This window comes from Psychromonas marina (assembly GCF_030161115.1).
Lineage (GTDB): Bacteria > Pseudomonadota > Gammaproteobacteria > Enterobacterales > Psychromonadaceae > Psychromonas > Psychromonas marina.
The window spans coordinates 99,549-118,783 of record NZ_BSPQ01000019.1 but is presented as its reverse complement, the minus strand read 5'-3'; the positions used below and the strand labels follow the sequence as shown (position 1 = coordinate 118,783).

The 19,235-nt window shown below is 38.1% G+C and carries 18 protein-coding genes; 12 read left to right on the top strand and 6 right to left on the bottom strand.

Annotated elements, in window-relative coordinates; genetic code table 11:
* Positions 1–140: 140 nt before the first annotated feature.
* Together QQK09_RS16785 and rpoS are read left to right on the top strand one after the other, a co-directional pair.
* The gene (locus QQK09_RS16785; RefSeq protein WP_284205323.1) at positions 141–1,034 is read left to right on the top strand and encodes a peptidoglycan DD-metalloendopeptidase family protein; all 894 of its coding nucleotides are present in this window, start codon (positions 141–143) and stop codon (positions 1,032–1,034) included.
* A gap of 152 nt (positions 1,035–1,186) precedes the next feature.
* The gene (rpoS, locus tag QQK09_RS16780; protein ID WP_284205322.1) at positions 1,187–2,122 is read left to right on the top strand and encodes an RNA polymerase sigma factor RpoS; all 936 of its coding nucleotides are present in this window, start codon (positions 1,187–1,189) and stop codon (positions 2,120–2,122) included.
* Between the two features lie 56 nt (positions 2,123–2,178).
* Here the strand turns inward: rpoS and QQK09_RS16775 are convergent, their stop codons facing one another.
* Positions 2,179–2,358, bottom strand: a complete 180-nt coding sequence (locus QQK09_RS16775; protein ID WP_284205321.1) for a DUF3545 family protein — start codon at positions 2,356–2,358, stop codon at positions 2,179–2,181.
* Between the two features lie 178 nt (positions 2,359–2,536).
* Between QQK09_RS16775 and QQK09_RS16770 the strand changes: the two genes are divergently transcribed.
* From QQK09_RS16770 to groL, 8 genes are all read left to right on the top strand, one after another.
* The gene (locus QQK09_RS16770; RefSeq protein ID WP_284205320.1) at positions 2,537–4,156 is read left to right on the top strand and encodes a tetratricopeptide repeat-containing response regulator; all 1,620 of its coding nucleotides are present in this window, start codon (positions 2,537–2,539) and stop codon (positions 4,154–4,156) included.
* A complete protein-coding gene (locus tag QQK09_RS16765) occupies positions 4,156–4,680 on the top strand; it encodes a GspH/FimT family pseudopilin (RefSeq protein WP_284205319.1) in 525 nt (174 codons plus the stop codon). The genes QQK09_RS16770 and QQK09_RS16765 overlap by 1 nt, the downstream gene beginning before the upstream one ends.
* Positions 4,674–5,306 (top strand): prepilin-type N-terminal cleavage/methylation domain-containing protein, encoded by a 633-nt coding sequence (locus tag QQK09_RS16760; RefSeq protein ID WP_284205318.1) that lies wholly within the window; start codon positions 4,674–4,676, stop codon positions 5,304–5,306. The genes QQK09_RS16765 and QQK09_RS16760 overlap by 7 nt, the downstream gene beginning before the upstream one ends.
* A 144-nt stretch (positions 5,307–5,450) precedes the next feature.
* Positions 5,451–6,596, top strand: a complete 1,146-nt coding sequence (locus QQK09_RS16755; protein WP_284205317.1) for a 3-phenylpropionate MFS transporter — start codon at positions 5,451–5,453, stop codon at positions 6,594–6,596.
* A gap of 102 nt (positions 6,597–6,698) precedes the next feature.
* On the top strand, positions 6,699–7,172 hold the full coding sequence (locus tag QQK09_RS16750) for an FxsA family protein (protein WP_284205316.1): 474 nt from the start codon (positions 6,699–6,701) through the stop codon (positions 7,170–7,172).
* 168 nt (positions 7,173–7,340) lie between these two features.
* A complete protein-coding gene (locus QQK09_RS16745) occupies positions 7,341–7,586 on the top strand; it encodes a DUF1107 family protein (protein WP_284205314.1) in 246 nt (81 codons plus the stop codon).
* A gap of 148 nt (positions 7,587–7,734) precedes the next feature.
* Complete coding sequence (locus QQK09_RS16740; protein ID WP_284205313.1) at positions 7,735–8,025, top strand: co-chaperone GroES; 291 nt, start codon at positions 7,735–7,737, stop codon at positions 8,023–8,025.
* Positions 8,026–8,094: 69 nt separating this feature from the next.
* On the top strand, positions 8,095–9,735 hold the full coding sequence (gene groL / locus QQK09_RS16735) for a chaperonin GroEL (protein ID WP_284205312.1): 1,641 nt from the start codon (positions 8,095–8,097) through the stop codon (positions 9,733–9,735).
* A gap of 277 nt (positions 9,736–10,012) precedes the next feature.
* Here the strand turns inward: groL and QQK09_RS16730 are convergent, their stop codons facing one another.
* The 4 genes from QQK09_RS16730 to QQK09_RS16715 form a co-directional block, all read right to left on the bottom strand.
* A complete protein-coding gene (locus tag QQK09_RS16730) occupies positions 10,013–11,203 on the bottom strand; it encodes a diguanylate cyclase domain-containing protein (protein WP_284205311.1) in 1,191 nt (396 codons plus the stop codon).
* A gap of 195 nt (positions 11,204–11,398) precedes the next feature.
* Positions 11,399–13,627, bottom strand: coding sequence for an SUMF1/EgtB/PvdO family nonheme iron enzyme (locus QQK09_RS16725; protein WP_284205310.1), 2,229 nt, complete (start codon positions 13,625–13,627; stop codon positions 11,399–11,401).
* Positions 13,628–13,720: 93 nt separating this feature from the next.
* A complete protein-coding gene (locus tag QQK09_RS16720) occupies positions 13,721–14,260 on the bottom strand; it encodes a carbohydrate binding domain-containing protein (protein ID WP_284205309.1) in 540 nt (179 codons plus the stop codon).
* 383 nt (positions 14,261–14,643) lie between these two features.
* Complete coding sequence (locus tag QQK09_RS16715; protein WP_431312606.1) at positions 14,644–15,963, bottom strand: YjiH family protein; 1,320 nt, start codon at positions 15,961–15,963, stop codon at positions 14,644–14,646.
* Positions 15,964–16,650: 687 nt separating this feature from the next.
* On the opposite strand from QQK09_RS16715, the gene QQK09_RS16710 reads away from it, so the two are divergent.
* The gene (locus QQK09_RS16710; protein ID WP_284205307.1) at positions 16,651–17,238 is read left to right on the top strand and encodes a hypothetical protein; all 588 of its coding nucleotides are present in this window, start codon (positions 16,651–16,653) and stop codon (positions 17,236–17,238) included.
* 67 nt (positions 17,239–17,305) lie between these two features.
* Here the strand turns inward: QQK09_RS16710 and QQK09_RS16705 are convergent, their stop codons facing one another.
* Positions 17,306–18,118, bottom strand: a complete 813-nt coding sequence (locus QQK09_RS16705; protein ID WP_284205306.1) for an enoyl-CoA hydratase/isomerase family protein — start codon at positions 18,116–18,118, stop codon at positions 17,306–17,308.
* A 145-nt stretch (positions 18,119–18,263) separates the two neighbouring features.
* Between QQK09_RS16705 and QQK09_RS16700 the strand changes: the two genes are divergently transcribed.
* Positions 18,264–19,214, top strand: a complete 951-nt coding sequence (locus tag QQK09_RS16700; protein ID WP_284205305.1) for a LysR family transcriptional regulator — start codon at positions 18,264–18,266, stop codon at positions 19,212–19,214.
* Positions 19,215–19,235: the final 21 nt, after the last annotated feature.

Sequence of the window (19,235 nt, the reverse complement as noted above, 5' to 3'; positions counted from 1 at the left end):
AACTTATGGCAACTTTTAGTATTTGATTTGATGTTTATTGACGGAGATAAAATGGAGGTGAATGTGAGTAGATATAGCCAATTATCAGGAAAAACGAGAATGCTGCTTGTTGTTTTTCTCTATTTTATCCTTAAGCACTGATGTCTCTTCGTTTTACGCTCCTACTCATTTTTATTTCAGGTTTGTACGCTTGCTCATCCTCAGTGGATCGCGCGCCTGTTTCTGATCTTACTGCCCAACCAAATAGTCATACGAAAGCGACGGATGTTACGACCTCGCGTTCTGCTGTCAAAAAGGGAAGCACGAATAAAAAAACCTACAAGGTACAAAAAGGCGATACGTTATACAGTATTGGTTGGAAAACAGGCCTTGATGTAAATACCCTTGTTCAGCACAATAATCTTAAAGCACCCTACATTATTAAAGTAGGGCAGACGCTGCAGTTAACGAATAATAAAATTCACGCTGCAAAAAAAGTAAATAATAAAAGTGATCTACCTTCCCAAAATGTAAATAAAACGTCTAACACTGCCTGCACAGGTCAAAACTGTCAAAAAAATAAGCCTGTGGCTATTGCTCAAGAAAAAACAAAGGCATACTCTACTGATAATGTTGACAAAAGATCAACAGTAAGTAAAAAAAGCACGGTTAATGACCAAAAGGTGAGTGATTGGCAGTGGCCTGTAAAGGGTAAATTAACGAAAAAATTCTCAGCTTCGCTATCAGGAATGCAAGGCATTAGCATTGTGAATGATCGAGCAACACCAATATATGCAACGGCGTCTGGTCAAGTCGTTTATGCAGGAAATGGTTTAAGGGGATACGGTAATTTAATCATTATCAAGCATAACTTCGATTACTTAAGTGCTTACGCACACAATGAAACCCTACTGGTTCGTGAAAACGAGGTAATAAAAAAGGGGCAAAAAATAGCAACGATGGGGGATAGTGGTACTGGTCATGTACACCTTCATTTTGAAATTCGCTACCGTGGCAAGTCTGTCGATCCATTACGTTATTTACCTAAAAGGTAAGTGTCGCCGTCTCAGACTATAAAAATATTTACGATTAGTGTATTTGTGGGTTTATTTTCGTGTAAAATGTAAAAAAAATATAAAAAGCGCGTGCATATAAAGTATAAAACCTTATTTAAGTAAAGCATTAGTGCAGTAAAGGGAGTATTAACATGACGGAAGCTAATAAAGAAAAGTTGGTGTCGGGTGTCAAGTCCGCAGCAATAAGTCCCAAAAATGAAGTTATTACTGATACCGGCAGTGTCGATAATAAAATAATGGATGCTACTCAGTTATACCTAGGAGAGATTGGTTTTTCCCCACTATTGACTGCTCCAGAAGAAGTTTATTATGCCAGACGTTCATTACGCGGCGATGAAGTAGCTCGTAAACGTATGATTGAAAGTAACTTACGTTTAGTTGTTAAAATATCACGTCGTTATAATAACCGAGGATTGTCATTATTAGATTTAGTTGAAGAGGGGAATCTCGGCTTAATTCGAGCGGTTGAAAAGTTCGACCCTGAAAAAGGCTTTCGTTTTTCTACCTATGCTACTTGGTGGATACGCCAAACCATTGAACGTGCGATAATGAACCAAACTCGTACCATTCGTCTTCCTATCCATATTGTTAAAAAACTTAATGTATATCTAAGAACGGCTCGTGAACTTGCCCACAAGCTAACTCATGAACCGACGGCTGAAGATATTGCCAAGGAGCTAGATGTTCCTGCCAAAGAAGTATCTAAAATTCTAAAGCTTAATGAACGTATCAGCTCTGTTGATATTCCAATCGGTAATAACTCCGATAAAGAGTTACTTGATATTATTCCTGATCGAAAAGAAGCAACCCCTGAGCATGAGCTACAGGATAACGATATGAAGTTACGTATTGTTGATTGGTTGGAGGATTTAAATCCTAAACAACGTGAAGTACTAGCAAGACGTTTTGGTTTATTAGGTTATGAAGCCGCAACGCTTGAAAACGTTGGTAAAGAGATCGGTTTAACACGTGAAAGAGTGCGTCAAATTCAAGTTGAAGCATTGAAGTGTTTACGTGATGTACTGTCAGAACAAGGGCTTTCTATTGAGTCATTGTTTCAAGTGTAATTGCTATTGAGCATAATAAAAAACGCATCATTACGATGCGTTTTTTATTTGTGGGGTTAAACAAGATCTGAAAGTGAATAATCAAAGCTTTGATCTATCTCGCGTAACTCTCTGGTTAAGCGCTGTCTCGCCTTGAGTTCTTCTATTTCACGCCACTTACGAGTACGTATTGGTTTTTTCTTAGGAGTGAAAAAAAGTGCTTCTTCATCAGTCATCGGTACTTCAGTATTGTGCATTTGCATATTCCATCCTCACATAAATTAAGTTAAAGCAGCGTTGCGGGAATAAACAATACTTCGTAAATGTTGCAGTTTTATTAAGTAACTTATCTAATTTTCATTAATGTTTTTTAGCAAAAAAACATCTATTCAGCTAAGCTTTTATTCAACCTTTAAATAAGTGTGGTTTAACCTTATGGCGTTACCCAGTAATTTCTTTTCAAGTCAATCGGTATTAATAATTGATGATATAGACACTATCCGCAGTGCAGTAAAAGGCATGTTACAGATGCTAGGTTGTAAAGATATTTCTGTAGCAAGTAACGGTGAAAGAGCGCTGGTGCTATGTGAAAAAAGTAAATATGACTTTATATTATGCGACTTTAATTTAGGTAAAGGGAAGGATGGTTATCAACTTTTTGAAGAGTTAAAGCTGCGTTCTTTAATGAAGCCAAGTACCGTTTTTATATTGATTAGTGCAGAAACGGCTTTGCAGGTTGTTCATGGTTTAGTCGAGCTTCAGCCTGATGACTACCTACTAAAGCCTTTCTCATACAAAAAGCTGGAAACCCGATTAGTGCGTGCCCTTGAAAAACGTAAAGTACTCGGCAAAATTTATGATTCGCTTGCTATAAAAGATTACCATAAAGCTCTCGCAGAGTGTGCTCTAGCAGCTAAGGTAAGTGAAAAGTATGGCCTAGCAATTATGCGCCTTAAGGGAGAGGTTTTATTACATTTGCAACAGGCTCAAGCGGCACTTGGGCTCTATAACGGAGTATTGACACTGCGTGATTTTTCATGGGCTAAACTAGGAAAAGCGGTCGCTTACTATCATCTTCATGATTACACCCGATCAGCAGAACTTTTAAATGATCTGTGTGAAGTACCAGAAACGCGTATTGAAGCATTGAACTGGCTGTCTAGCATCTATGCGCAGCGAGAATGTTACTCCCAAGCCAAAGAGGTGCTCGCGGAGTCGGTCAAACTTTCTCCTAAGAATATTCCTCGACAACGTGCATTAGCTAACCTTTCACTTTTAGAGGGAGATTGGTTGGTTGCACAGCGTTGTTTTAAAACCGTATTAGAAAATACGCGTTTTTCTGTACATGAGCATATTAATCATCATTTTAATTATATTCATTGTCTTTTAGATAAAGCCCAAATAGGCAGTGAGTTACAACAAGCAAAAACGTTTTCACAAATTCAAGCGATCTTAAAAAATGCTGCTCAACGATTCGATAAGGCATATTTTAATGAGCTGGAGAAAATTGTTTTCGCCCGTATTATGGTGATGAAAAAACGACTTAAAAGTGCTTTAGCGTCTTTAACTGATTGTGATGTAGCGATCATCACGAGCTGTGGAAAAGAGTCTACTTTATCTTTATCTAAAGCCTGGTTTGAACTTGGGAACTACGAAAAACACGATCAAATAATAGCGCTTATTAAACTGCCTGATAATGATAATAGTATTGAAGTAATGAGTGAATTGTTACTCATTTCTAGGCAGCAGCAAGACAATAAAAATAAAATTTCAAAACTGTTATCACTTAACGAACAGGGTATTAAGTTGTTTCAAAGTGGTTTATACCCCGCCTCGAGCAGCCTATTTTTAGAGGCACATGAAATAATGCCTAACAATATGGCGTTGGCACTTAATCTGGGGCAATCATTAACCAAAGGTTGGCCTAATACGGAGTCTTTTGCACGTAAAAAACGAACCGCTAAAACCTGTATTGATGTCATTGAAGCAACCCTATTAGATGAGTATGCCACAAAAAGGTACGGTTCTATCGAGCGGGAGTTAAAAGCTATTTAATGCAAACTCAAAAGGCATTTACTTTGATAGAGCTACTCATATGTTTAGCGGTATTGATGATTTTAATCTCAGTAGCAAGCCTCAATTATAATAACCTCTTTTCACAACAAGCGTTGGTTGCTAGCGCTGATAAGCTTTATCACTTTCTCGTATTAGCAAAATCACAGTCGATAAAATACAACAAAAAAGTCTATGTGCATTTTTGTCAACTTGGGGCATCGAATGAATGGCGGATGGCACAAAGTGAAAATGGCAGTTGTGATTGTTTTAACGCCAATAGCTGCACAGTGAATGGTATTTCGTATAATCAAATATTAAGTGATGGACAGCGAGTGTTCACTTCAGAAAGTGATATCACTTTTACGGGGCTACAAGCTTCTTATAATCCGATGCGTTTTAGCGTCAATGCGGGTAGCGTTACATTAAAAGATAATAACGGGCATAAGTTAAAAGTGATTCAATCAGCAATGCGCTTAAGACTTTGTGCACCAGATTCGGCGCAACTTGGCTATAAAAAATGTTAACAAGAAAACCGTGTCGTAATCTTGGAAACAGTGGCGGTTTTTCATTAATTGAACTGCTGATCGCACTGTTGCTTGGTGCTTTGTTATTGGTAATGGTGATTGGCTTATATGTCACCGGTGTTTCAACGGGCGCTACTAGTTTGCAATACTCCCGCTTACGTACGGATTTACAATCAATAATGGCAATGTTGGAAACTGATATTCGACGTGCTGGTTATAGTGGGGGAGCGGAGAGTTATCTTGTTGGTGCGAATAATAATAAAACCATCGATATTAATGATAATAAGAATTGTATTGTTTATTACTATAATCATAATCATTCTGAAACCGTTGAGAGTAGTAATAAAATGGCCTTTAGTTTAAATAAAGGTGTCATTAAGTTTAAAAGTGGGGTTGAATCGGTTGCGAATAATGTTTGTTCTCAAGTGAATGGGTGGACAGATATTTCCGACGTTAGCTTCGTGACAATTAGTGATCTCACCTTTAGTGAAACAGTCATTTCTAGTGCGACTGCGACAGTGCGTAGTGTAAAAATTAAATTAGCAGGTGAGCTTGTTTCCAATAGTCATTATAATCACGTTATCACTACCCGTGTTCAAATACGTAATATAGAATTTCCCTATTAACGGGAGGGGGGAATCTAATTTTTTATAAAAATTAGGGGCAAAGTGTGTCGGCTAAATATATTAATATAATTATTAAATATCATGTTATTACTTTCAAAGTGAGTTAGCGTCATAACTCATACATCTCTTTTTTAAGGATTTCACTTGTTTACTGTCTCTGCCAAAGCATGGTTAACCACTTACTTCATTAACTTTTATTTTATCTGGGGAATTTTTCTACCATTCTGGGGCATTTGGCTGACTGGAAAAGGGGTGACAACAGAGCAAGTGGGCATACTGTTCTCTATTGGTTTAGTGCTTCGTTTTATCAGCAGTTTGACGCTATTACCACAAGTCTCTACAGGAAGTAGCACGCTTAAACTGATACGAAGCCTGGCATTTATTGCATTACTTTGTTTTGCCTCTCTTCTTTACTTAAAAGGTTATGTTTGGTTAGCTGCATTAACACTGCTGCTTAATTTTTTGATGGGGCCGTTGATACCTTTAGGAGATATTGTTGGTAGCCGCTTAGTACAGCAAATATCACTTGATTATGGTCGTGTTCGCTTATGGGGTTCGGTTAGTTTTATCGTTGGCTCAACGACGGTTGGCTGGCTAATCGTCGATTTTGGGTTACAGGCCATTCTCTTCTTAATCGTCATCGCAGCATTCATCATGTGGCTATTGTCATTGGCGAATCTTAATCCCCACTTGGTTGATCACCGCGAAAAAAATAACCTAAAAAAACAATCCCTATTACTGTTATTAAAAAAGCCTGAAGTTATCTTATTCCTCTTAATCGTTGGTTCTATACAGGGTAGTCATGGCGCTTATTATGCATTTAGTACTATCTACTGGGATAGTATCGGTCTTTCTGGCAATGTGATTGCTTGGTTATGGGCGATTGCTGTCTTTGCGGAGGTATTACTGTTACGTTTTAACCAACGCTTATTTTCGCGATGGTCAATAAAACAGATGCTATTGTTATCGCTGTTAGGTGGAATTGTGCGTTGGTGTGTCGTGGCAATGACAGATAATATTTACTTGTTAGCCGCAGCACAAACACTGCATGCCCTTACTTTTGCACTGACACATTTAGCCGCAATTCGTTATATCAGCCAGCAACAGTCATCACAATTGGTGGCTTACCAAAGCCTCTATTCAGGTGTTGCACTTGGTTTATTAATGGCTGTATTTACCTATATTGCAGGCGTTAGTTATGAGGTATTACAAGGAGATCTTTTTCTTTTATCTGCACTTTTATTAACGCCCGTTTTTCTGTTTCTAAAATTATGGAAAGTAAATAATTGAACTTTTTAGCTTTTTTAATGACTAATTTATTTATTCGTACACCTTGAAATGGCATAAACTGTCCATATATAAGATATAACGTACTTAATTTTAGGGGCAACTATGTTTGCACGATTGTTTATTCTATTTACCGCTGTTTCACTACTCGAGATATTTGTTCTCGTTAAAGTTGGTGGTGTTTTGGGCGCTTTGCCTACAGTTGGATTGGTCATTGTGACCGCTTTAATTGGTTCTGCTTTAGTGAGAAGCCAGGGATTGCAGCTAGTTGCTGAATTACAGAAACGCATGGCGAAAGGTGAAATGCCTGGACAGCAACTTGTTGAAGGCATCATGCTGATACTAACAGGCATGTTATTAGTTACTCCTGGGTTTGTAACCGACTTGTGTGGTTTATTATTATTGCAACCCACTATTCGTGGTGTGATTGCCAAGACAATATTAGCAAATGTGAAGTTTTCAAGTGCGACAATGGGCGCTGGCTTTGCACAGAACCACTCTGGATTTTCCAAAAATAGTATTGATGATAGCGATGTTATTGAGGGAGAGTTTGAACGTAAGGATGACGATAAAAAATAGTTGTTTGATTAACATCACATAATGAAGGGGTATTTCGACGTTAAGTGTAAATTCTCAAGACAACATTGATAATTTACTTTAAATTCACTTCGAATTCACTGTTTTGTCATAAAGTAACATTATATTGGCGCTTCAAAAATTTTTAATTGGAAAGAAAAGGAATTGTCTGTGAATATTAAAAGTTCAATTACATTAAGAAGCTTTAAAAAATATCAACCTAGACAAATTGCTAAATTTGTAAAAGGTTTTTTTAATGGCCGTATTTTTATTGTTGGCTTAGGTCGCCTAAGAGTTATTGAAGGGCGCGTTGTTGCTTATCAGCATCAAAAGACAGAAAAGAGTATCCTTATTGTTGTGAGTGAAATTAATAAGATAATTACTGATATGTCACAAAAAAGACTATCCGCTCTGTAACGAGTTCGGAAATAGCTAATCCGCATTATTAAATGCGGATTTTTTTTGCCTAAAATAAACTTTTACTCTTGATTCTCAATTGTTAATCCCCATCTAAATAGCATCTAGTTAGAAATTAAATCCCGAATATTATTTTTAAGGAATCACAATGACTATTCGTCCATTACACGATCGTATTATTTTAAAACGCACTGAGCAAGAAACTAAATCTGCTGGTGGTATTGTATTAACAGGTAGCGCAGCTGCAAAATCAACACGTGGTGAAGTTATCGCCGTGGGTAATGGGCGCATTTTAGATAATGGAGAAGTACGTCCATTAGACGTTAAAGTCGGTGATACGGTTATATTTAGTGAAGGTTACGGCCTAAAAACTGAAAAAATCGATGGCCAAGAAGTATTGATTTTAAGTGAAAATGACATCCTAGCGATTGTTGAATAAATACTCTTTAATCTCGCAATTAAATATGCGTTAACCACTTAGTGGTGTTTAAAAATAAAGGAAATTAAAATGTCTGCAAAAGAAGTGAAATTTGGAAATGACTCGCGCCTAAAAATGTTAGCTGGCGTAAATGTATTAGCTGACGCAGTGAAAGTAACATTAGGCCCTAAAGGTCGTAACGTCGTTATCGATAAAAGTTTTGGTGCGCCGCACATCACTAAAGATGGTGTAACTGTTGCTAAAGAGATCGAACTTGAAGATAAGTTTGAGAACATGGGCGCACAAATGGTAAAAGAAGTTGCTTCGCAAACCAATGATGCAGCGGGTGACGGAACAACAACAGCAACAGTACTTGCACAAGCAATCATTGCTGAAGGTCTTAAAGCGGTCGCTGCGGGCATGAACCCAATGGATCTTAAGCGTGGTATCGATAAAACAGTTAAAGCGGCTGTTGCTGAGCTAAAGAAACTATCTACACCGTGTTCAGACTCAAAAGCAATCACACAAGTAGGTACTATCTCTGCAAACTCTGACACAGAAATCGGTGAAATCATCGCTTCTGCAATGCAAAAAGTAGGTAACGAAGGCGTTATCACTGTTGAAGAGGGTCAAGGTCTTGAGAACGAATTAGACGTTGTTGAAGGTATGCAGTTTGACCGTGGTTACTTGTCTCCTTACTTCATGACGAATCAAGAAGCGGGTACTGTTGAATTAGAAACACCGTTTATCTTATTAGTAGATAAGAAAATTGGTAACATCCGTGAATTATTACCAACATTAGAAGCGGTTGCTAAAGCGTCTAAACCACTGCTTATTATTGCTGAAGATGTTGAAGGCGAAGCGCTAGCAACATTAGTGGTAAATAACATGCGTGGTATCGTTAAAGTTGCTGCTGTTAAAGCACCAGGTTTTGGTGACCGTCGTAAAGCGATGTTACAAGATATTGCTATCTTAACTGCGGGTACGGTTATCTCAGAAGAGATTGGTCTAGACCTTGAAAAAGTACAACTTGAAGATCTAGGTCAAGCTAAACGTGTTGTTATCAATAAAGATGAAACAATCATTATTGACGGTATCGGTGATGAAGCAACTATCTCTGCACGTGTAGGTCAGATCAAACAACAAATCGAAGCTTCAAGCTCTGATTACGATAAAGAGAAGCTACAGGAACGTTCTGCTAAATTAGCAGGTGGTGTTGCGGTCATTAAAGTTGGCGCAACGACTGAAGTTGAGATGAAAGAGAAAAAAGACCGTGTTGATGATGCACTTCATGCAACACGTGCTGCTGTTGAAGAAGGTGTTGTTGCTGGTGGTGGTGTTGCATTAGTTCGTGTTGCTGGTCTACTTAAAGATCTTAAAGGCGACAACGATGAGCAAAATGTAGGTATCCGTGTTGCACTTCGCGCAATGGAAGCACCATTACGTCAAATCGTGGCTAACTGTGGTGAAGAACCATCTGTTGTTGCAAATACTGTACAACAAGGTGAAGGTAACTTCGGTTACAACGCTGCAACTGGTGTTTACGATGATATGTTAGAGATGGGTATTTTAGACCCAACTAAAGTAACACGTAGTGCATTACAATTCGCAGCTTCTGTTGCGGGTCTGATGATCACTACAGAATGTATGATCACAGATGCTAAAATAGATGCACCTGCAGCGCCAATGCAAGATATGGGCGGAATGGGTGGTATGGGCGGTATGATGTGATAATTTAATTATCGCAAAAAAGACTCACACATTATTTTAATGTGCTGTTAGCCTGACCGAAAAAACCTTTAGATCATAGAATGAATTTTTATGTGTCTAGAGGTTTTTTTATGGTCAATAGAAATGTAGAAAAATGGCATAAAGAGACTATATAGTCATTCGATTAGGAAAGTTTTAAGATCGTATTCTCAATCTCACTTTATACGACCTCATTGTTCCTCAAGTAACTGCTTACCATTGTTAATCCTTTTCTAAAGAATAGGATTATAAATAAGCCTTAATTTACTTTGATTTGATCATACCCTGAAGATTTAGCATCCCTTAAGGCGGTATCAACTTTTGACATCAAAGATTTCATTGTGTTGTCATCACTTGGAAATATACTTGATAAACCTAAACTCATGGTTAAGCGGTCATTAACAGGAGAGTGTGCATGCTCTATGGTAAGCGCTTGAATAGAATCATGTAATGCTTTGGCAATTTTTAACCCTTTTGTCGCATTACCACCTTTAACTAAGGCAACAAATTTTTGCCCTTCAAGGCGCGCAATAAAGCAGCCAAACTCTTCGCATTTACTTTTTAATGTACAAGCAACGAGTAAAAGAATCTCTTCGCTGTTTTTCTGACTGTAGTGTTGTGAATATTCTTTAAAGAAATCAAGCTCGCAAATTATCATCGATAACAACTCTTTCTCGCGTGTGCTTTCTTGCCAAACATTAACAAAGTAACGATTAAAATCACGATGATCACATATTTGTACTTCTGATATTAAACGCTGAAAGTCACTTTGTTCAGGCTCATTAATCGCTAGAGGCGTAGTTGCAGAGCCACTTTTTTCATTCTTTAATTCAACACTACTACAAACCTGATTATGCCCTGTTTTTTTAGCACGGTTCAATGCATTCGTTGACTGCTTGATCAATGCCTTCATTGATGTCGGGTAAATACTAGAGGTACCAATACTAAGTGTCACAACATTACTGACTTTCGAAAAATTATTTTCTGTTCGAGATTCTAGGACTGCAAGTCTTAGGGACTCTGCAATTTCCTCGGCTGCGTTTACATCACCACCTTTAATTAAGACGGCAAACTCACCTCCGTAATAGTGTGCTAAGTAACAACCAAATTTCTCACAAGTATTTTTTAGTGCAAGGCTAATAACCAGTAGCATAAAAGCTGAACCTTGATAGCCATAATGGTCATTGTAAGCTTTGAAAAAGTCTATTTCACAAATTAGTACTGAAAGTAGTGCTCCATCATCACCTGCTTGTTGCCAATATTTTTCATATTGCATCTCAAAAGCATGCCGATCGGCAATATTCATCTGTGTCATTACTTGTTCAAAGGCAGAAATTTCGGAACTTACTTTATTTTCTGGATTCTGATAATTAGCGATGTCAACAACGGCTTTGTTATTGGCGGGCTCATATTTACCACTCGTATTACCTGTTTGATTAGATTCTGCCATCAGCTATTCCTTTACCTTAGTTTCTTTGATTAATTCATTTTAAAAAACGAATTTCCCTGCGCAATTTTATAGGCAGCTACTTACCCTGATTGGTATTACCCCACATTAAAATGTTCAGTTCAATGAGAATTGAATAATAAAAAATAGAATAAATTAACGCGCTTCCACTCAAAGGGGGAAGCGCATACTAGGAGCTCACTTTAGAACTAAACGGAAGCCATTACCAGTATCTCGATTATTCATTGGTCTATGCTCACGAGAAGCTGAGCGCAACTTAGTTGCTTTAGAATTCCAAGAACCACCACGTAACACCGCCTGATCACAATTTCCATCCAAGCGAGCTGCATCGTTACCCCAAGCACCATTGTAGTTTTCACTCCAACAATCTTGTACCCATTCTGCCACGTTACCATGCATATCATATAATCCCCATGGGTTAGCATCAAAACTCTTTACATGCACAGTACGTTGATGCCCTAAGCGACTACAAGAGTCACAGTTGGCAATGTTGTCACCAACCTCAGTTCCCCAACTGTATCGGGTTGTACTACCCGCACGTGCGGCGTATTCCCATTGTGATTCACTTGGCAGGCTAAATTCCACCCCTGTTGTCTTATTCAACCAAGGAATATATTGATCAATAATGTCATTGAAACTGACTGATATAACTGGACGTGTACCTTTCCCCCAGCCTTTATCAGAAGGTAAATAAGTGCAGGCGCCTTGGTTCACACATGTCTGCCATTGTTGGAAGGTTACCTCATGTGCCATCATTTTAAATGACTTAACTCTCACATTATGAACGGGCCTTTCGTTCTTTTCGCCATCGTATGAGCCCATTTTAAAATCACCTCCTTTAATCGAAACTAAAGTGCCAACGTATTGTTTTAACTCTTTTGCTTGCTGTGCTTGTTTCTCAATTTCTGCTTTTTCTAATGCAAGTTTGGCTTCTAATGCTTTTTTAGTTTCTAATGCGCGTTTAGCTTCTAATGCCTTTTTAGCCTCTAATGCAAGTTTGGCTTCTAATGCATTTTTAGCCTCTAATGTGCGTTTAGCTTCTAATGCAATGTTAGCTTCTTTTGTCGCGTTAACTTGCTTTGTTAGCTCATCTGATATTTTTTTCCAATGTTGTTCCGCTTGTAGGTACGTCGAGATTGCACTCTCGGTATCACCGTCATGACTGCTACTGCTTGCTTTTTCCATTAAATCATTGGCTTGTTGTGTTTCTGGTAAGGTTAAATCGTATGCTTTAACCGTTTTATGAACCTGCGTTTTAGCAGTAAATGCCTTAGATTTTGCTTCTTGTAAGTTTTTTATCCGTGCAAGTAATGCAACAAATGCTGGTGTTGCTTCCTGATAATAATTTATCGCGTGGCTAAATTGCCAAGCCTGTTTTGTTGCATTTGCCGTCTCCATCAACTGGATAGCTTCTGCTATTTCACTCGGAGCCGTTAGCTGATAGGTTTCCAAGGTTTGCATTAGTTTTTCTTGTGCCTGTAGTGCGTCTTGTTGAACGCTGTATAATTGCTTGCTAGCATTAAACTGCAACCAGATATTTTGATACGCCTGATTGGCATCATGAAGTAATTGTAATGCTTGTAAATTTTCTTCTGGTTTAGATTGTTGATTACTCAAAATATTTTGTGCTTGACCCGTTTTACCTGCTAACTCTGATAGGAGGTTACTTTCAATTAGGTACGCTTGGGTCAGTCGTACTGTAAAGCGTAACGCTTCAAGATCATTCATATTATCTGGATTAATAGCACTCTCAGCAATTTCTAGCTCTGCGGATAAATCTCGTTGCCCTTTATCTAAACGCTGAACCAGTACTTTGATCTCTTCCAATAATTGTGTGCCCGTCATTTGCTGTTCTGCAATTAACTCTTTATCGACCGGGTTAAGGTCTCCTACAAAATTAGTCAGCCAGCCCTGTTGGTAAGCGACAGTTCCACCACCCAGTAATGCAGTAGTGAGGAAAATAGGTATTAATTTATTTTTGCGATTGTTAACGTTATTTATTTCTGTTGGTTTATTTGCTTGCGATTCTTGCCCTGCATCTGGATCCGAATGAATAGTGAGGTCTTGAAGGTCCTTCTTTGCGATATCGATAATCGGCGTTTGAGCATTACTCTGCCTAGAAACAATCGCTTCCTTGATGCTATCAATATCAATACTCGGAGTGGGAGAAGGTTCAACAACACTATCTAACGTATTAGGCTCATCAATGCTCTCTAATAAAGTTGTTTGCGCTTGGCTAAGGCTATCAAGTGTGGCCATATGCTTTTTAACTAATTCACCCGTTGGTGCATCAATAGCTTCAATGTGAACAGGTTCAGCTATCGCATTGTATGCTTGTTTGATGACTTCTTTAGTTAATGTTTGACCTTCCAATTGCAATAAAATAACCGCTTTTTGTAATTCCATTTTGTCTTATCATCCTTTGTTGTGTGACAACTTACCAAAAAGCCACCGGCAAGGGTGGCATAGGAGTAAAGTAGGTTAATGAGGTTTATCCTGTTAATTGTTTTTTAGAGATAGGTTTCTAACACAGACCGTCGCTGCTTTTTGAGCTCCGAATTGTAATTGGAAATCTGTTTTAGGATCGCTTTTTTCCTGATGAGTGAAGGTTAAGGTAAATGGTGCTGACTTATTAGTTACATAGATATCTTTGCTAAAATATTTGGTATAAGGTTTGCCCTCATGCTGAATGACTGCCTTGAACTGAGTTGCTATATTAGCGCGAGCGGTAAATTCTAATGTGTAACTCGCCCCTTCTATTAGCCCTGAGCCGCCTTGTCCTAAAATTACATCCCAGGGAGTATCGCCAGGAGTGCTAATGTCTATACAGGCTTCAGCATCTTTTACGGTTAATTCTGCACCTGTAATCCACCAATCATTGTAACCATGAGTAAATTGACCATTGCGTAGCAATTCACTGTTTATTGGAATCGCTACATTGTTTGAGGTCGACTCATTGGTTGTGCTACAGCCTACTAATAAACTACCTATGAGAGTTGAGCATATAAGTAAAATTGGGCGTTTTTTATTTAAAAACATTATAAATTACCTCTGTAATGAGAAGTTGAAAGTAAGTGGGGCGCCCCCCTGAATTGATCAAATATCAATATAAAAGTTCATTCTAATCAATTGATTGCGAATTTTTTATTTTGTTATCACGCATTTCATTTCGGAATTTAACAATGTTGTTACGATATTTTGTTTACGTGAGGCGCTGCTCGTTTTCTGGTTGTTATTTTTTTCCAGGTAAGGGGCATTCTGCATTTTTTTGGGGGGCAACTTTCTCGGTTATTTATTTGCTAGTTATTTCATGTCGGATAAAACAATATCTCCCTCGTTATTTTAAGTGCTCAAACAAAACAACCCCACGATATAACCTTATATTGTGGGGTTGTTTTGGACCGGGTATAAAAAGCGATAAATTAAAAAATCATATGAGCGACTAGGGCAATGATTGGCAAGGTAATGAGCGTACGTAATAGGAAGATAGCCATCAGTTCTAAGAAGTTCACTGGAATTTTACTGCTTAAAATGACTGAGCCTGTTTCTGACATAAAGATAAGTTGAGTAACCGATAGTGCTGCAATAACAAATTTGGTCATATCTGAATCAATTGTTGAAGCTGCAATAATTGAAGGAACATACATATCTGTAAAACCAACCAGTACGGTTTCAGCCGCTGCTTGTGCTTCAGCAACATGTAGTAGTTCTAGTAAAGGAACAAAAGGCGCACCAAGTATTGAAAATAATGGTGTGCTTTCAGCAACAATAAGACCTAAAGTACCAATCGCCATTACCACTGGAAGCACGCCAATAACCATATCTAATGCGTTGTGTACGCCTTCTTTAGCAACAGAGCGTAGGCTTTTTACTTTACTTGCTCTTTCAAGGGCAAGTTCTAGCCCAAAGCTCATTGCCGAGTGACCTTCAGGTACAAGCTCATCGTTTTTATCTGGTAATGTACCATCAATGTAACAATCTTTTTTGTATGACAGTGGGGGTAAAAACTGAATTAGCATCGCTGCAACAACGCCAGAAAGACAGATGGTGCCATAAAAGGGAACGAAGTAATTCTGTAAACCAACCTGCGTTAAGATAACCAGTGAGAATGAGATACCAACCGGTGAGAACATGGTCGCTACCACCGACGCTTCTCTTGCGGTGTATTTTTTATCTTCATACTGTTTGCTGGTTAAAATAACACCCACCGTACCATCACCTAACCAAGATGATATGCAATCGATAGCGGCTCTACCTGGTAGTCTGAATATTGGGCGCATTAACTTGCTCAGTAATGTGCCGAGTAGCTCTAATAAACCAAAGTTAAGCAACAATGGTAATAACAGGCCCGCAAAAATAAAGGTAACAAAAAGCGAAGGCAGTAGATCATGTAATACCAAACCACCAGTATCCCCTCCCCAAATGGCTTCAGGTCCAACTTTATAAAGTGCAAGTAGAGTAAAGATCGCACCCAACGTCCGGATAACTAACCAAATAGGCGTTAAGCAAAAAAGGCGAGTCAAAATAGCGGAGTTAGTGATAAATGTTGGCTTTGCAATACTCGCTATCATTGAACCAATAGCAGCTAAGCCAATAACCATTGATACGATAGGTAAAATTGATGCGCCTAAAAATGACTGTAGAGATTTAGCAAGTAAGGCTAATGGAAAAGTGAAGTTGCCATCAATATTTAACGGCGCTAAGAAAAAAATTAATCCCAATAAAGAGGGGATAACAAACATTAGCATATTCTTTTGGCTGCTTTAACACGGTATCATTCATCTTTTCGCTCCTGAAATGATTTTAAGTCTATAAAAAGTGGACAATGTCCCAATGCGAGTTAGTGTATATAGGAAATTTTAAGATGCAATGTATATTGAATTAAAAGTCACTTTTAGTGAATAATAATTCATTTTGGTTGGTTTTTTATCCAGCTTTTGGTCGATAAAAAAACAGAGTGGTAAAAAGAGGGCGTTTTTAAATAATCGGGTATTTATATGCATGCGTCGTGTGATAGCAAAAGAGTTTAAAAGGTGCTGATCCTGATTCGTTAAAATCACAGCATGCCCTTGTCCTGCAACTGACGCCTTGTGAATGTTAATTTTACTCGGACAATATCTGAGCAATTATTTAATTCCATGGCAGTGAAGCGGGAGCTTTGTAAGTGTATTGGTTAATTTTTTAAATTAACTCTTTTAGGTAGGCTATGATGCTATCAATCTTCGAATATCAATAGTAACGCTGTATTTTAAATCTTTAGATATTGTGTTTTTCAGGGACTTTTTTTAAACGTTATTGACACTTTTTAAGTGTAAAACAAGACTTGTGCCTCGCCATTAACCTATAAAATATAGGTTTTAACGCTAAGCGTCTTTATTCTTGTTATAGTAAGACAATAATACAATACAAAATTAATCAAGGAATCAAAAATGGATATGCAGGATGAGATGCTTGGGGTATTAACTCTTTACCATGGTGAAAATGACTTTGATGTTAACCCATATATACCGAGTAAAATTGAACATTATGCACGTGCCTCTTTAGGAATTTCTGATGATGATTACATCATGGCAACGATGCGTACTTCATTTGGAAAGTTCCATCGTGGTTTAGTTATTAGTCGTGATGGCATCTATTGGCTAAATAGCCCGTTGGTTGAAACCAATGTGAATCATTTAAGTTGGCGTGAATTGAGTGACCGTAAGAGTAAATTTCGTTCTCACCCGAGATCTGTCAGTTTAGGTGACGGTGCTGTATTTGATAACAAAGGCTCGCTAAATAAAAGCAGTTTTATCATTAATATTCTTGATCTATTGATTGTACGTTACGAAGCACAAGAGATAGAAAGTGATGGTTTTGTTTTTGATCAAACAAAAGTACATACACTAGGGCGCTCCATTCCTGACGATAAAGAGACACTTAAAGCTGAAAATATTGACCATACTGCACCAACAGCTGATATCGGTAGTTTTATAAATAACGTGGTTAAAAAGTTGTTTGGTAAATCGCAGAACTAGCGAATTATTGATAGATAAGAGATGCACCTTCTTTGGTGCACCCTTTATTTAAATAATACTGCCTATGTTATTGTGAAAGTTCTGTTGCGGTATCCATAAAAATACCTTGCATATCTTTCGCTTCGCGCTCAGTTTGTCCGCCGTGCTTAAGAAATGCAGCAATAATAGCCTGTGTTTTCTCTTCCTTTGCGCGCTCTAAAAAGTATCGTAGTTCAAGCTCAGTGCCCACCGCTTCATCTTTTATAGAAGCTGCGATAATTTCTTTATACATCACAATGTCTCTGATCTCCCATCCGACAATGATTGATAATAACGGTGTTAAAAAAGCATCCAGATCTACTTTAGGAACAAACTGTGTAATGATGTTTAATGTTTCAGCTTGTTGTGGGGTAAAATCGGCACCTGTTAGTAATGCTTGAAGTGCTTTACCTTTCCCTAAGCGGCGTGCAAACTGCACTGCACCTTGTCCACCGGTTGGGATGTTAATATACAATTCTGGTTGAGCGAAAGCTGAATTTTCAGTCGCATAGGCTAAGTCGCAAGCCATCACAAATTCATTACCGCCACCTCGAGCTACGCCATCAACTAATGCAATAGAAAGTTGTTTCATTGCTTTGATATTAGCAATCAGATGATTGAACTCAATGGATGCTGCTTGTCCACCGACAGTACCGTTAATTACATTAAGATCTAAGTGAGCAATAAAAAATGACTCATGAAATGATTTAAAAATAACCGCTTTAGTTTCACGATCATCCTTTAATGACAGAATAAAAGTATTTAACTCATTAATTAAATCGATGGTTAAAATATTTACAGGAGGGTTTTTAATGATAACGCTAGTTACGCCTGCTGCTTGGCTTATGATTAATTTATTCATTTTAATGTACCTCTTTATTTAGTCTGCTTAATGGCTGAAATTGTGCCACTTCGTATTGATGTAGCTATTCTAAAGCCAAAATTAGGTGCTAAAAACAAGGTAAAAAGAACTATACTGGTTCTAAATTGGAACCAATGAGGTAGCTATGGATATTGCTAGTCGGTTATTACTTTTGCTTGAAGTATCAGAGCTAGGTAGCTTTGCAAAAGTTGCTGAGCATAGGAATGTCAATCGTTCGGCTATTTCTAAGCAAATAGTGAATCTTGAAAAAGAGCTGGGGGTACACCTGCTAAATCGCACAACGCGTTCATTATCATTAACAGCGGCAGGAGCTGAAATGGTGAACCAAGCGACGCAATTGAGGGATCTATTAAATAATTCAAAGCGTTTAGCTGAAAACTATCATAGTGAGCCTAGAGGGATGCTTAAAATATCCAGCTCTACACTCTTTGGTCGGCAATATGTACAGCAAGCTGTTTTGAAATTTCAGAAGCAATATCCCGATATCTTTATAGAGTTAATGCTAGAAGATAGATTAGTAGATTTAGTGGGAGAAGGCTTTGATATTGGCTTTCGTATTGGTGAGCCGAAAGAGTCCAACCTAATTTTCAAGCAAATAGCCAAAAATAGACTTTTAATCGTTGCCGCTCCTGCCTTTATTGAAAAATATGGTTCGCCTAATACAGTACCAAAACTAGAACGCTTACCTGCTGTTGTGTATTCAGCTCAGGGGCTACTGATTGATAAAGTTAAATACCGTGATAACAGTGGAGACGAAGCAGTTATCCAATTAAATGCAGCTTATAAAGTGAATGAAGTTGAAATGTTAATCAATACTGCTATCGCTGGTGAAATGTTCACCGTAACAACTGCGCAGATGATTGAAAATGAAGTGTTAGAAGGGAAACTGATACCGATCATGACGCATATTAACTTATTTGATTATGGGACGTTTTATGCGGTCTATCCACATCGGGAAGCTCCTTTGAAAACGCGACTATTTATCGAAACTCTCCAACAAGTGGTTGGTGTTAACACGCCTGTTTGGGAAACTAGAATCCCTGGATTTGATAAAATGTATAACGGCAGGTCTTAGTGCGAGTAAACTGTTTTGTTA

Coding starts and splice junctions, on each gene's coding strand:
- QQK09_RS16785 (WP_284205323.1), top strand. CDS start 141: ATGTCTCTTCGTTTTACGCTCCTACTCATTTTTATTTCAGGTTTGTAC.
- rpoS (WP_284205322.1), top strand. CDS start 1,187: ATGACGGAAGCTAATAAAGAAAAGTTGGTGTCGGGTGTCAAGTCCGCA.
- QQK09_RS16775 (WP_284205321.1), bottom strand. CDS start 2,358: ATGCACAATACTGAAGTACCGATGACTGATGAAGAAGCACTTTTTTTC.
- QQK09_RS16770 (WP_284205320.1), top strand. CDS start 2,537: ATGGCGTTACCCAGTAATTTCTTTTCAAGTCAATCGGTATTAATAATT.
- QQK09_RS16765 (WP_284205319.1), top strand. CDS start 4,156: ATGCAAACTCAAAAGGCATTTACTTTGATAGAGCTACTCATATGTTTA.
- QQK09_RS16760 (WP_284205318.1), top strand. CDS start 4,674: ATGTTAACAAGAAAACCGTGTCGTAATCTTGGAAACAGTGGCGGTTTT.
- QQK09_RS16750 (WP_284205316.1), top strand. CDS start 6,699: ATGTTTGCACGATTGTTTATTCTATTTACCGCTGTTTCACTACTCGAG.
- QQK09_RS16740 (WP_284205313.1), top strand. CDS start 7,735: ATGACTATTCGTCCATTACACGATCGTATTATTTTAAAACGCACTGAG.
- groL (WP_284205312.1), top strand. CDS start 8,095: ATGTCTGCAAAAGAAGTGAAATTTGGAAATGACTCGCGCCTAAAAATG.
- QQK09_RS16730 (WP_284205311.1), bottom strand. CDS start 11,203: ATGGCAGAATCTAATCAAACAGGTAATACGAGTGGTAAATATGAGCCC.
- QQK09_RS16725 (WP_284205310.1), bottom strand. CDS start 13,627: ATGGAATTACAAAAAGCGGTTATTTTATTGCAATTGGAAGGTCAAACA.
- QQK09_RS16720 (WP_284205309.1), bottom strand. CDS start 14,260: ATGTTTTTAAATAAAAAACGCCCAATTTTACTTATATGCTCAACTCTC.
- QQK09_RS16715 (WP_431312606.1), bottom strand. CDS start 15,963: ATGTTTGTTATCCCCTCTTTATTGGGATTAATTTTTTTCTTAGCGCCG.
- QQK09_RS16710 (WP_284205307.1), top strand. CDS start 16,651: ATGGATATGCAGGATGAGATGCTTGGGGTATTAACTCTTTACCATGGT.
- QQK09_RS16705 (WP_284205306.1), bottom strand. CDS start 18,118: ATGAATAAATTAATCATAAGCCAAGCAGCAGGCGTAACTAGCGTTATC.
- QQK09_RS16700 (WP_284205305.1), top strand. CDS start 18,264: ATGGATATTGCTAGTCGGTTATTACTTTTGCTTGAAGTATCAGAGCTA.